A 13699-nucleotide genomic window follows, 5' to 3' on the forward strand; every position below is an offset into this window, starting at 1 on the left:
GATGAAAGACCTCTATGAATCGCAGCGCGCCATGCGGGCGATGCGCAAAGCTGCGATGCAGCGCGGGGTGATCGCCATCCTCGATGTCGGAACGTCGAAGATTGCCTGCCTTGTGCTGCGCTTTGACGGGGTCGATGAATTTCGCGAAAGCGATGGCGTGGGGTCGATGGCCGGGCAAAGCAGTTTCCGGGTGATCGGCGCGGCCACCACCCGGTCGCGCGGCGTGCGGTTCGGCGAAATCGACACGATGCAGGAAACCGAACGCGCGATCCGCACCGCGGTGCAGGCAGCACAAAAGATGGCCAATGTCCGGGTCGACCATGTGATCGCCTGTCTGGCAGGGGGCGCGCCCCGGTCTTATGGGTTGGCCGGGCAGGTCGATCTGGAGAATTCAGCCGTAACCGAACAGGACGTGGCGCGGGTGATGGGCGCCTGCGATGTGCCCGATATCGGCGAGGGGCGGCAGGTGCTCCATGCGCAGCCGGTCAACTTTGCGCTGGATCACCGCAGCGGGATGAACGATCCGCGCGGCCAGATCGGTAACCGACTGTCCTGTGACATGCATCTGCTGACCGTGGACGGCAACGTGATCGGCAATCTTCTGTACTGTATCAAGAGGTGCGATCTTGAACTCGCCGGGCTTGCCTCTTCTGCCTATGTGTCGGGTATTTCCAGTCTGGTCGAGGACGAGCAAGAGTTGGGCGCCGCCTGTATCGATATGGGCGGCGGTGCGACCGGGATGTCGATCTTTATCAAGAAACACATGATTTATGCCGATACCGTGGCGATGGGTGGCGATCAGGTGACCTCGGACATTTCCAAGGGGTTGCAGGTGCCGCTTGCGGTCGCCGAACGGATTAAGACGTTTTATGGCGGGGTCGTGGCCACCGGCGTGGACGACCGCGAAATGATCGAGATCGGCGGCGAGACCGGCGACTGGGAACTGGACCGCCGCACGGTCAGCCGGGCCGAACTTATTGGTGTGATGCGCCCGAGGGTCGAAGAGATCCTTGAGGAAGTGCGCATGCGTCTTGACGGGGCCGGATTTGAGTACCTGCCCAGCCAGCAGATTGTCCTGACCGGAGGTGCGAGCCAAATTCCGGGGCTGGACGGGCTTGCACCCAAGATCCTTGGCCAACAGGTCAGGATTGGCCGGCCGCTGCGGGTTCAGGGCCTGCCGCAGGCCGCGACGGGCGCGGGGTTTGCCAGCGCCGTGGGACTGTGCCTTTTCGCAGCGCACCCGCAGGACGAATGGTGGGACTTCGAAGTGCCAGCCGACAGATATCCTTCACGGTCGTTGAAAAGGGCCGTGAAATGGTTCAAGGACAACTGGTAGACGCAAGATGATGGGACCGGGGCGAAATACCGCCGAAATCGGCCAAGAAAAGGCCACATTTTGTGGCAAATTTGCCTTTTTTGGATGACGTGAGGCTTACGACTCTATAGAATCGTCGAAAATCAAGGCAGCAACGCCCCGAAGTGGGTCGAAAAACAGGCGGACAGAAATCATGGCACTGAATCTCACCATGCCTCAGCAGGATGAACTGAAGCCCCGGATCACCGTGTTCGGTGTCGGTGGCGCAGGTGGCAATGCTGTGAATAATATGATCGCGAAAGAACTCGACGGTGTCGAATTTGTCGTGGCCAACACCGATGCTCAGGCATTGCAGCAGTCCACGGCACCGGCCCGGATCCAGATGGGCGTCAAGGTGACCGAGGGATTGGGCGCCGGAGCCCGCCCCAGCGTCGGCGCTGCGGCTGCCGAGGAAAGCATTGAACAGATCGTCGACCATCTGGCCGGGGCACATATGTGCTTTATCACGGCCGGAATGGGTGGGGGCACCGGAACCGGCGCCGCGCCGATCATCGCACAAGCAGCCCGTGAACTTGGCGTTCTGACCGTGGGCGTCGTCACCAAACCGTTCCAGTTTGAGGGCTCCAAGCGGATGAAGCAGGCCGAGGAGGGCGTCGAAGCTCTTCAGAAAATGGTCGATACGCTGATCATCATCCCCAACCAGAACCTGTTTCGGCTGGCAAACGAACGCACCACCTTTACCGAAGCCTTCAGCATGGCCGACGATGTGTTGTATCAGGGCGTCAAGGGCGTGACCGATCTGATGGTTCGCCCGGGCCTGATCAACCTCGACTTTGCCGACGTCCGCGCCGTGATGGATGAAATGGGCAAGGCGATGATGGGCACCGGTGAGGGCGAGGGCGACAACCGCGCCATCGAAGCCGCCGAACGCGCCATTGCCAACCCGCTGCTGGATGAAATCAGCCTGCGCGGCGCCAAGGGTGTTCTCATCAACATCACCGGTGGGCATGACCTGACCCTGTTCGAACTGGACGAAGCCGCCAACCGCATCCGCGAAGAAGTCGACCCCGAGGCGAATATCATCGTCGGTTCGACCCTGGACGAGGCGATGGAAGGCCGCATGCGCGTGTCCGTCGTTGCCACCGGGATCGACGCCAGCCCCGTAGTTCACGATGTCCCGGTGCCGCGTCGCCGGATGGCCGAACCGCTGCGCACGACCTCGGTTCTTGAGGACGAGGTTCAGGCCCCTGCACCTGCGCCCGCACCGCGCCACATTCCTCAGGTCGCCGAAGTCGCCCGCGTGCGGCCCGAGCCGGTCGAGGAGGAGATCGACGATTTCTTCGCCGATATGCACACGGGTCGGAATAGCGCCGACGACAGGTTTGAGCGCGCCGCACCCGTCGATGACCTGCCGGCCCCGGCCTATCGTCCGCAACCACAGCCGGTGCGTCAGCAAGCGGCATTCCAGCCTCGGGTCGAAAGCGTTTCCGACCATCACGATGCGGAATCCTTTGTGGCCCCCCGCGCCCCGCGTCCCGGCACCCCATCGCCCGAAGCACTGGCGCGACTGCAAAACGCGGTTCAGCGCGCACCGGGCCAACAGCCCCAGCAGCGTCCGGCACCCGCCGCGCAACCGGCAGCACAACGCGCCCCGGCCCAGCCCGCATCGGCAGCGGACAAGCCGCGTTTCGGGATCAATTCGCTGATCAACCGGATGACCGGACATCAGGAGGGTCAGGGCGATCGCCCCGCCGCCGGACAGCCTGCGGTGCGTCGCGAACAGCCTCAGGTCAGCCATCAGGCCGAGCAAGAACTGTCGCCCGAACAGGAGCGGATCGAGATTCCGGCCTTCCTGCGCCGTCAAGCGAACTGACGCGGGGTCACAACTTATACGGATCAGGCCAGCGCAAGCTGGCCTTTTTCGTTTAATAACAATCTGATAAATTCAAAACATCAGAAATGAGGCAGGTTTCCGCCGTGGCCGTGATCTGTTGTTTCAGACCGTTACAAAGATTGAATTGTTTCAATCCGTTCTTGTGATTAGCTGATGTTAACGCCCGGGCCTGGCATCGGTGCGACAGATAACGCAAGAGGCGAACCATGCAAACCACACTGAAGTCACCAGTGAGCTTTTCCGGCTTCGGCCTTCACTCGGGCCGTCCGGCGCGTATGACCCTGCGTCCTGCCTCGGCTGAATATGGCATATGGTTCCGCCGCACGGATATCACGGATCGCAACGCTTTGGTTCCCGCCCATTGGGATGCCGTGCGCCCATCGCAACTGTGCACAGAGATTGCGAATGCACAGGGCGTCAGCGTTTCGACGATTGAACATATCATGGCGGCCGTCGCCGGATGCGGCATCCAAAACCTGCTGATCGAACTGGACGGGCCCGAAGTGCCGATCCTTGACGGGTCGTCTGCGGCCTTTGTGACCGGAATTCTGTCCAAGGGATTGCGTCGTCTGGACGCGCCGATCCGCGCATTCGAGGTGCTGTCGACGGTCGAAGTGCGCAATGGCGATGCCTTTGCCCGCCTTGAGCCGGGAACCGCGCTGGAGATCGATTTTCACATCGATTTCCCGGATGCCGCCATTGGTGTTCAGGAAAAACATCTCGTGATGTCGAACGGTGCCTTCGTTCACGAACTCTGCGACAGCCGCACCTTTTGCCGTCAGTCCGATGTGGATGCGATGCGCGCCCGGGGTCTGGCACTGGGTGGTACGCTGGACAATGCCGTTGTTGTCGATGGCGCCGAGGTTCTGTCGCCCGGCGGTCTGCGCCACCGTGACGAGGCGGTGCGCCATAAAATGCTGGATGCTTTGGGCGATCTGGCACTGGCCGGTGCGCCGTTGCTGGGCCGCTACACCGGATACCGGGCCGGGCACGCGATGACCAACGCGTTGTTGCGCACGCTTTTCGCCCGCCCTGACGCTTGCCGCATGGTGATCTGCGACGCTCCGATGGTGGCCCGCCTGCCCGGAGTGGGCCTGTCGCGTCAGGACGCCCCGCGCGCAATGTGAAACGATACGTCGCGCGCAGCACTTTTGCGACCTAAAGACGTTTTGCCCCGAATTTATCTGTGCTAAACCATGGTGCGAGAGTGGGTTCGGCCCTGTCGCGGTTCCAGTGCGGACCGGCAGAGTTTGAGGAGCGTGGCATGATCTTTGGCAACAGCAGGCATCGGATGGCGGGCGCGACGATTCTCGTCGCCTTGATCCTGTCGGGGTGCGGCAATTCCTTTTCCAGCCGCCAGCAACCGCTTGACAGCTTTTCCGCCGAAGACATCTATAAGCGCGCGGAATTCGAGCTTGAGGCGAAAAAACCAGATGAGGCCGCGCGTTACTTCGGTGAGGTCGAGCGGCTGTATCCCTATTCCGAGTGGGCCAAGCGCGCGCTGATCATGCAGGCCTTTGCCTATCACCGTGACGAGGATTACGAGGCGGCGCGGTCTTCAGCGCAGCGGTTTCTGGATTTCTATCCGGCTGACGAGGATGCGGCCTATGCGCAATATCTGATGGCGCTGTCGTATTACGACCAGATCGATGATGTGGGCCGCGATCAGGGGCTGACCTTTCAAGCGCTGCAGGCGATGCGCGAAGTGATCGAGAAATACCCCGACAGCGAATATGCCCGCTCGTCGATTCTCAAATTCGATCTGGCCTTCGATCATCTGGCGGCCAAGGAAATGGAAATCGGTCGCTATTATCTTAAGCGCAAACATTACCCTGCCTCGATCAACCGGTTTCGCGTGGTTGTTGAGGAGTTTCAGACCACCACCCACACGCCCGAGGCGTTGTTTCGCCTGATCGAGGCCTATCTGTCGTTGGGTCTGAACGCCGAGGCGCAAACGGCTGGTGCAATTCTCGGTCACAACTTCCGCTCGTCCGAATGGTATCAGGATGGCTTTACCCTGCTGACCGGGCGCGGATTGGCTTTGGAACCGTCGGGCAAAAGCTGGCTCAGCGATGTCTATCGTCAGGTGCTCAAAGGCGAGTGGTTGTGAGGTACGGTGGGGGTTTCCCCACCGGTTGGATAAACAAAAATGCTGCGCGGGCTTGATATTCGGGACATGCTGCTGATCGACCGGCTTGAACTGATGTTCCAGCCCGGCCTGAACGTGTTGACGGGTGAAACCGGGGCGGGCAAATCCATCCTGCTGGATTCATTGGGTTTTGTTCTGGGTTGGCGCGGTCGTGCCGATCTTGTCCGACAGGGGGCTGAACAGGGCGAGGTGACGGCCTGGTTCGATCTGTCGCCCAATCACCCTGCGCGCGCCGTTCTGGACGAAGCCGGTCTGCCCCAGTCCGACGAATTGATCCTGCGCCGCATCAACAGCGGTGACGGGCGCAAGACCGCATTTGTAAACGACCGCCGCACGTCGGGTGAAGTGCTGCGCGCGCTGTCCGATACACTGGTCGAACTGCACGGGCAGCATGATGATCGCGGATTGCTGAATCCGCGCGGTCATATGGCATTGCTGGATCAATTCGCCGGGGCCGAGGTTGCATTGGCCGGAACCCGCGCGGCGTGGCGTGCGGCGGCTGTGGCCCGTAAACAACTGGCCGAGGCCGAGACTGCGCTGGCCGCCCTGCGCGCCGAAGAAGAATTCCTGCGCCATGCCATATCTGAATTCGACACGCTTGATCCGCAACCGGGCGAAGAGGCCGAACTCGACTCGGCCCGTCGCCGGATGCAGGGTGCCGAACGCATCCGCGAAGGGATCGTCAGTGCGTTGAACGCATTGGGCGGGCAGGGGGCCGAGGGGCAAATGGGCGATGCTGCGCGCTGGCTTGACGGCGCGGCGTCCGAAGCCGAGGGTATGCTTGATGCGCCGATTGAGGCGTTGGGCCGGGCACTCGATGCCTTGGGCGAGGCCGAACAGGGCGTGTCCACCTGTCTTGATGCGCTTGAATTTGATGCATATGCGCTGGAATTCACCGAAGAACGGCTGTTCGCCATCCGGGCTCTGGCGCGAAAACACTCGGTTCAGCCCGACGATCTGAGCGGATTCGCAGACGGATTGCGCACCCGGATCGAGGCTTTGGACGCGGGCGCCGCCGATCTGTCGCGCCTGCACGGTGCCGTAGAGGACTCTGGCGCCGCATACGACACGGCGGCACTTCGGTTGGGCGAATTGCGGCGCGCGGCGGCGGCGCGGTTGGATGTCGCGATGGCGGCTGAACTCGCGCCGCTGAAGATGGAACGTGCGGTTTTCGCAACCGAAATCACCCCAGCTGATCCGGGGCCCGACGGGCGCGATACCGTCTCGTTTACCGTCGCCACCAACCCCGGCGCGCCCGCCGGACAATTGGGCCGCATCGCATCCGGGGGGGAATTGTCGCGGTTCCTGCTGGCGCTCAAGGTCTGCCTGACCCGCGCAGCCACCGGCCTGACAATGATCTTTGACGAAATCGACCGGGGTGTCGGCGGGGCCACCGCCGATGCTGTCGGGCGGCGGTTGTCGGCTTTGGCCGAGGGGCAACAGGTGCTGGTTGTCACCCATTCGCCCCAGGTCGCTGCACTGGGGCAACACCACTGGCGGGTGGAAAAAACCGTCAGCGGCGATGTCACCACCTCAAACGTTATCCCCCTGAACCCCGATCAGCGCATAGACGAGATCGCGCGAATGCTCTCGGGCGACACGGTGACAGACGAAGCGCGAGGGGCGGCGGCAAAACTGCTGGCCGGTTGAATTGTTGGATATGTGCTAGTCTAACCTAATTTCAGCCATGAACATCCCGGAAATTATCAAAAAAATCCTACCGAAATTTCACCTGAATGCACTTGCCGAGCTGATGGCAAGCCCATCGACCACGCCGGTGAAAGGGTCCGAGCGTTTCTGATCCGCCCCGGGAAACATCTCGGTGATCCGGTCAATCACCACCTGCATCAGCGACGATCCCCCGACGAACACCACACTGCCCACATCCTTTGGCGCAACCCCGGACATCGCACAGGTTTCGCCCGCCGCATCGCCGATGGCCCGCGCCTGATCGCTCAGCGATACACCAACCTCGCCGGCCGTCAGCGCGACATCTAGCCCGCGCTCCACGACCGCGAGATCGATCCGTCCCGTGCCCGCATTCGCCGCGATCTTGCCCCGTTCAACCGCAAAGGCGATGTCGTGGCCAAGTTCCAACTCCAGCACCGACAAAAGCCTCGTAAAGGGTGCATGGTCGACCGCCTGCCGGGCCATTGCGCGCACGTCGCGCAGGGTCTGTGCGGAATAGAGAAACGGGATTTTCTCCCAACTGGCCAGATCATGAAACAGCCCGTTGGGGGCTGGCAGGGCGCCGTCGCCGAAAGTGTTGCGGATTGCGCCGCCCGCGCCGAACAGCGGCATCGCGTGATCCAGACTCAGCCTGCGGTCAAAATTGGTCCCGCCCAGACGGAGTCCATGGCTGGCCAGCACTTCGATCGCGCCCGCCCGGGCCGTGTAGAGCGTAAAGTCCGAGGTCCCGCCGCCGATATCGACGATCAGCCCCGGTCCGTCGGTTGACAGAGCGCCGTTGGCGATCGCGGCCGCTTCGGGTTCATAGAGGAATTCGACCGCCGCAAACCCGGCTCTGGCATAGCATTCCGTCAGATCGGTCAGCGCCTGTGCATCGCGAACCGGGTCGGAGGAATGAAAATGCACCGGGCGTCCGGACAGCGCATGGGTGAACTCGGTGTGACAGGCCGCCTCGGCCCCAGTCTTCAGCCGCGACAGAAACCGCGCGATGATATCGATGAAATCCACCCGCTCGTTCATCAACTGACGCTTTTCGCGCATCAACGACGTGCCAAGCACCCGCTTCAACGCCCGCATATACCGCCCCTCGGTTCCGGCGATCAGGGCGCGGTTGGCGCTGTGGCCGAACAGCGTGCGCCGGGCGTCGAAATCAAAGAAAACGGCTGTGGGCAGGGTCTTTTCGCCCGGCTCGATCTCGATCAGGTGTGGGCGTCCATTCACCAGCACCCCGCAGGCGGAATTCGACGTGCCGAAATCAATGCCGAGCGTTGCCATGGCGGGGTCTCCGTTGAAAGGAACGCCGCCTACCGGGAAGGGACTGGAACCGCAACCCCTGCTTCTTCTTTGCACAAATACTCAAACCCGCCCGACGCCCCGGGCGAAGCGTCTCAATCCTGCCGCACCACCTTGCCGGGGTTGAAAATACCCAATGGATCCAGCGCCCGCTTGATATCGCTCATCACATCCCAGGCTGCCCCGTGTTCGGCTTCCATATACCCCAGTTTGCCCATGCCGATGCCGTGCTCGCCGGTGATCGTGCCGCCCAGCCGCAATGCGCGGTCGGCCATCCGCCCGGCCAGCCTTTGCGCTACTTGCATATCTGCGTCATCTTTCACCAGCAGGATCGCATGCAGGTTGCCATCACCCACATGCCCAAGGATCGGACCGGGGATTGGCGATTCTGCAATGTCGGCGCGGGTTTGTTCCACCGCCTCTGCCAACCGAGAGATCGGCACGCAGATGTCCGTGACAATGGCGCGTGCGCCGGGGCGGGTTTGCAGGATCGCCCAATAGGCCTCATGGCGCATTTTCCAAAGGCGATTGCGGTCCTCTGCGGCACTGGCCCAGGCAAAGTTTCCGGCGCCGAATTCGCCTGCGATCTCGCCAAACCGAGCGGCGTCTTCCTCGGTGCCTTGCGGCGAGCCGTGGAATTCGACCATCAGATGGGGCAGGGGCGGCATGTCTGCGCCGTTCACGGAGTTAAAGGCGGCCACCGTGTCGATATCGACGAATTCGATCCGTGCCATGGGCACGCCGGACTGGATCGTCGCGATCACCGCATCGACCGCTGCACCGATGTCCGGGAATGCGCAGGTCGCCGCGCTGACTGCTTCGGGGATGCCCTGTAGTTTCAGGGTCAGTTCGGTGATCAACCCCAGGGTGCCCTCGGATCCGACAAGCAGCGAGGTCAGGTCATATCCCGAGGATGATTTCCGGGCCCGGCTGCCGGTGCGGATAATCCGTCCGTCGGCCAGCACCGCCTGCAATCCCAGCACGTTCTGCTTCATCGTGCCATAGCGCACCGCCGTCGTCCCGCTGGCTCGGGTCGCAGCCATTCCCCCGAGCGAGGCATTCGCGCCAGGATCGACCGGAAACATCAGCCCTGTCGCCCGCAGCTCGCGGTTCAGCGCCTCGCGGGTCAGGCCGGGCTGGACGCGGACGTCCATATCTTCGGCGTTCACCTCGATCACCTTGTCCATCCGGCTGAAATCGACGGTGACTCCGCCGCGCATGGCCAGTGCCGCGCCCTCAAGCGAGGTGCCCGCGCCCCATCCGGTGACCGGGCATCTATGGCGCGCACAGATCGCGACAATGGCCTGCACGTCTTTGGTGCTGCCCGGATAGACCACTGCATCGGGCGGCAAATGGGGGAAATGCGTCTCGGATCGGCCATGCAGATCGAGATCGGACTTCCCGGCGCTGAACCTATCCCCTAACAAGGAGGATAATTCGGACAATGCCTGCTGGTTCGTCATACGTGGCCCTCCTGCGTCGCCGTCCGTCCAAGCCTAGGGAGTTGTTCGCACCTGCGAAAGCCCCGCAAGAACGGGGTGGGGGCATGTCACGCCCGAGATCAGCGAGCAGAAACGCGCGACGGCGACCCATCCTCTTTGCAAGGGCAAGGGCTGCGGGAGGCCGGGGCTGGCGTATGCTGCGCCATCGCGGCCCGGGGCAGGTGCAGTTCTGGTTCATCGCGCTGATCGTCGGAGTGGCGGCGGGGTTCGCCTCGCTGGGGTTTCGCAAGAGCATCAGCTGGCTGCAATCCGCACTGTATGGCACTGATGACCCGGCATATATTCACAGCTTTGCCAACACGCTGGACTGGTACTGGATCTTGCTGATTCCGACCATCGGCGGGTTGGTCGTAGGTGTGATCCTTGATCGATTCACCCCCGACGGGCATGTGCGCGCGGTGGCTGACGTGATCGAGGGCGCGGCGCTGCACGACGGGCGGGTGGAAAAACGCGCCGGTCTGGCCAGTGCGCTGGCATCGATGATCACCCTGTCGTCGGGGGGATCATCCGGGCGCGAGGGGCCGGTGGTGCACCTGGCCGGGGTGGTATCGTCCTGGGTGTCGAACCTGATCCATGCCGATGGGATTACCGGTCGCAATCTGCTGGGCTGTGCCGTGGCGGCGGCGGTGTCGGCCAGTTTCAATGCGCCCATCGCCGGGGCGCTGTTCGCTCTTGAGGTCGTGCTGCGCCATTTTGCGGTTCATGCCTTTGCGCCCATCGTCATCGCATCGGTCGCGGGAACGGTAATCAACCGGCTGGCCTTTGGCGACGTGACCGAGTTTTCGTTGGGCCCTGACGGTGTTCTTGAATTCTATGTGGAGCTGCCCGCCTTTCTGATGCTGGGGCTGGTCTGTGGTCTGGTTGCCGTTGTGCTGATGCGGGCAATTTTTTGGGCCGATGAAATGGGGACGCGGATGCAGGCTGCGATTCGTCTGCCGCGCGCCTTGCGACCCTGTTTGGCGGGGGCGTTGCTGGGCGGTTTGGCGATCTGGTTTCCCCATATCATCGGTGTGGGATACGAGACGACGTCCCGCGCCCTGACCGGCAATCTGATCCTGCACGAGGCAATCGTCTTTGCCGTTCTGAAGACCGTCGCGGTGGCGATCACCATGGGCGGGCGTATGGGCGGCGGGGTGTTTTCACCTTCATTGATGCTGGGTGCTTTGACCGGGCTGGCCTTTGGGCTGATTGCGACCGGGGTGTTTCCCAACGTTTCGGGCTCCGAGACGCTGTATGCGCTGGCCGGGATGGGCGCGGTGGCGGCGGCAGTTCTGGGCGCGCCGATCTCGACGACGCTGATCGTGTTTGAATTGACCGGGGACTGGCAGACCGGACTGGCGGTGATGGTGGCGGTGTCGCTGTCCACCGCCTTGGCCTCGCGGCTGGTGGACCGGTCGTTTTTCCTTACCCAGTTGGAGCGGCGCAACATTGCCATTTCCCGCGGGCCGCAGGCCTATCTGTTGTCGATGTTCCGGGTTTCCAACGTGATGCGCAAACCAGATGATCCCCGCGCGCCGCCTGACGACGGGATTTGGGACGCGATCGAGGCGGGCGACATGGTAGAGGGCAACGCGACGCTGAAAACCGCGCTTCCGATGTTCGAGGAAACCGGCCGGGCGTATATTCCGGTTGTGCGGCTGGGGGCGTCGGGGGAAGAACCTGAAATCCTCGGCGCACTTTTCCACGTCGATGCCCTGCGCGCCTATAACAGGGCCTTGGCGACAACGTCGGCAGAGCGATCTTGAGGAAAGTTCGATTTCTTTGGCGCGAGACCAGCCGAGTGTCGATTGCTCTGGCCGAGCGTCGCTCGCCCTGATCCGGAGGCTTGAATTTGGTCGACAGGCGCGCCTCGGCTGCCGAAGGTGGCTGGACACTCGCGACGATTAGGCCAATATCATCTGCATGTCTCTGCCCCCCGGATTTCTCGACGAACTGAAGACCCGCATCAGCCTGTCACAGGTGGTGGGGCGAAAGGTGACGTGGGACGTCCGAAAATCCAATCAAGGCAAGGGTGACATGTGGGCGCCTTGCCCCTTCCATCAGGAAAAAAGCGCTTCTTTTCATGTGGATGACCGCAAGGGATTTTATCATTGCTTTGGCTGCCACGAAAGCGGCGATGCCATCAAGTTCGTGCGTGAAACCGAAAACGTGAGTTTCATGGAAGCGATCGAGATTCTGGCGGGCGAGGCGGGGATGCCGATGCCGGCCAAAGATCCGCAGGCGGTCGAAAAGGCCGATGCGCGCAGCCGCCTGATCGAAGTCATGGAACAGGCGGTGCAATATTTCCGTCTGCAGCTTAAAACGATGGGGGCGGCGGATGCGCGCGCCTATCTGGTGAGACGTGGACTGTCCGAGGCCGCGCAGGAGCGGTGGGAAATCGGCTTTGCCCCCTCTGGCTGGCAGGGGCTGTCGGACGCCATGTGCGCCAAAGGCGTGGCCGACGATCTGTTGCTGGAGGCCGGTCTGGTCAAGACCGGACGCCCCGGGAAACCGCCCTATGACGTGTTTCGCAACCGCATCATGTTTCCGATCCGCGATGTTCAAGGCCGCGCCATCGGCTTTGGCGGTCGGGCGATGGATCCCGATGACAAGGCGAAGTACCTGAACTCGCCGGAAACCCCGCTGTTCGACAAATCGCGCACCCTGTACAACCTGAACCGTGCCCGCGAGGCTTCGGGCAAAGGCGCGACCGTGATCGTCGCCGAGGGTTACATGGACGTGATTTCCCTGTCCGAAGCAGGATTCGCCGGTGCCGTCGCCCCTCTGGGCACGGCAGTGACCGAAGATCAGTTGCGCATGATGTGGCGGATTGCCGATGAACCGGTGATCGCGCTGGACGGCGACACGGCGGGTCTGCGGGCGGCACATCGGGTGATCGACACGGCGCTGCCATTGCTGGAGGCGGGCAAGGGGCTGCGGTTCTGCCTGCTGCCCCAGGGAATGGACCCGGATGACCTGTTGAAGGCACAGGGTGCCGGCGCGATGCAAAAGCTTGTGATGGATGCCCGGCCGATGGTCGATCTGTTGTGGCAGCGCGAGACCGAGGGCGGGGTCTTCGACAGCCCCGAACGCCGCGCGGCGCTGGACAAGGCACTGCGTGCGGTGATCGGCCGAATCGCTGATCCACACATCCGCACCCATTACGGCAGCGCGATCAAGGACAAGCGCTGGACCCTGTTCAATCCGCGTAGAACCAGTTGGACACCGAAACAGAAGGTCGCTGTGGCGACCCCGAATACCCGGGCCTCGCAACTGGCACAGGGCAATTCGCGGATGGATGAAATGCTGCGCGAGGCGGTGATCCTTGCCGTTCTTTTGCGCCATCCCTCGGTCGTGGCACAGTTCGAAGATGCGCTTGAACGGCTCGAGTTTCTCGACAGTGACCACGCCGCCATTGCGCACGCGCTGTTGCTGTATCATCAAGATCCGGACCCGGCGGCGAGAATGGAGGCTGTTCTGGGCGCGGCAACCCTTGAAAAACTGTTCGCGCCACGCCATGTTTCGCTCTGTCCTGCAGTTCGAAATCCAGGTGATCTCGATATCGCGAGTCTGTGCGTGGCCGAAGAACTGGCAAAGCTGCATTCGCGGCGTGGGGCACGGCACGAGATCGAAGAAGCGGTGCGCGATGCCGAATCTGGGTTGAATGAAGGTCAGACCTGGAGATTGGGTCAGGCGGTCGAAGCGCGCAACCGCGCAGAACGCGCTGAGAATGAGGATCGAACCGAATTTGAGATCGGAGCAAACGGCGCGCGAATCAACCGTGACGAGCGTTTGAGGCTTGATTCGCTGCTCGAACAGATAAATACCGGTAAATCCGGCACTAAGGCCCGTGACTCTCGGTGAGGGAACGGTAAAGA

The 13699-nt window shown here is 62.2% G+C and carries 9 protein-coding genes; 7 read left to right on the top strand and 2 right to left on the bottom strand.

Annotated elements, in window-relative coordinates; translation table 11 throughout:
* The first annotated feature begins 1 nt into the window (after position 1).
* The 5 genes from ftsA to recN all read left to right on the top strand — a co-directional run bounded on the left by ftsA (position 2) and on the right by recN (position 7008).
* Complete coding sequence (ftsA, locus tag FQ320_RS12630) at positions 2–1336, top strand: cell division protein FtsA (RefSeq protein ID WP_148472758.1); 1335 nt, start codon at positions 2–4, stop codon at positions 1334–1336.
* A 172-nt stretch (positions 1337–1508) separates the two neighbouring features.
* A complete protein-coding gene (gene ftsZ / locus FQ320_RS12635) occupies positions 1509–3188 on the top strand; it encodes a cell division protein FtsZ (RefSeq protein ID WP_148472760.1) in 1680 nt (559 codons plus the stop codon).
* A 227-nt stretch (positions 3189–3415) separates the two neighbouring features.
* A complete protein-coding gene (gene lpxC, locus FQ320_RS12640) occupies positions 3416–4336 on the top strand; it encodes a UDP-3-O-acyl-N-acetylglucosamine deacetylase (RefSeq protein ID WP_148472762.1) in 921 nt (306 codons plus the stop codon).
* A gap of 137 nt (positions 4337–4473) precedes the next feature.
* Positions 4474–5319: an outer membrane protein assembly factor BamD gene (locus FQ320_RS12645; protein WP_148472764.1), complete on the top strand. Its 846-nt coding sequence runs from the start codon at positions 4474–4476 to the stop codon at positions 5317–5319.
* A gap of 39 nt (positions 5320–5358) precedes the next feature.
* Positions 5359–7008 (top strand): DNA repair protein RecN, encoded by a 1650-nt coding sequence (gene recN, locus FQ320_RS12650; protein WP_148472766.1) that lies wholly within the window; start codon positions 5359–5361, stop codon positions 7006–7008.
* A 78-nt stretch (positions 7009–7086) separates the two neighbouring features.
* On the opposite strand, the gene FQ320_RS12655 is transcribed toward recN, so the two are convergent.
* Positions 7087–8322, bottom strand: coding sequence for an Hsp70 family protein (locus FQ320_RS12655; protein ID WP_148472768.1), 1236 nt, complete (start codon positions 8320–8322; stop codon positions 7087–7089).
* A gap of 113 nt (positions 8323–8435) precedes the next feature.
* The gene (locus FQ320_RS12660) at positions 8436–9803 is read right to left on the bottom strand and encodes an FAD-binding oxidoreductase (protein ID WP_148472770.1); all 1368 of its coding nucleotides are present in this window, start codon (positions 9801–9803) and stop codon (positions 8436–8438) included.
* A 173-nt stretch (positions 9804–9976) separates the two neighbouring features.
* Between FQ320_RS12660 and FQ320_RS12665 the strand changes: the two genes are divergently transcribed.
* Complete coding sequence (locus FQ320_RS12665) at positions 9977–11587, top strand: chloride channel protein (protein WP_255509485.1); 1611 nt, start codon at positions 9977–9979, stop codon at positions 11585–11587.
* Between the two features lie 157 nt (positions 11588–11744).
* Positions 11745–13685, top strand: a complete 1941-nt coding sequence (gene dnaG / locus FQ320_RS12670; protein ID WP_148472774.1) for a DNA primase — start codon at positions 11745–11747, stop codon at positions 13683–13685.
* Positions 13686–13699 lie beyond the last annotated feature (14 nt).

This window comes from Oceaniovalibus sp. ACAM 378 (assembly GCF_008085915.1).
Lineage (GTDB): Bacteria > Pseudomonadota > Alphaproteobacteria > Rhodobacterales > Rhodobacteraceae > Oceaniglobus.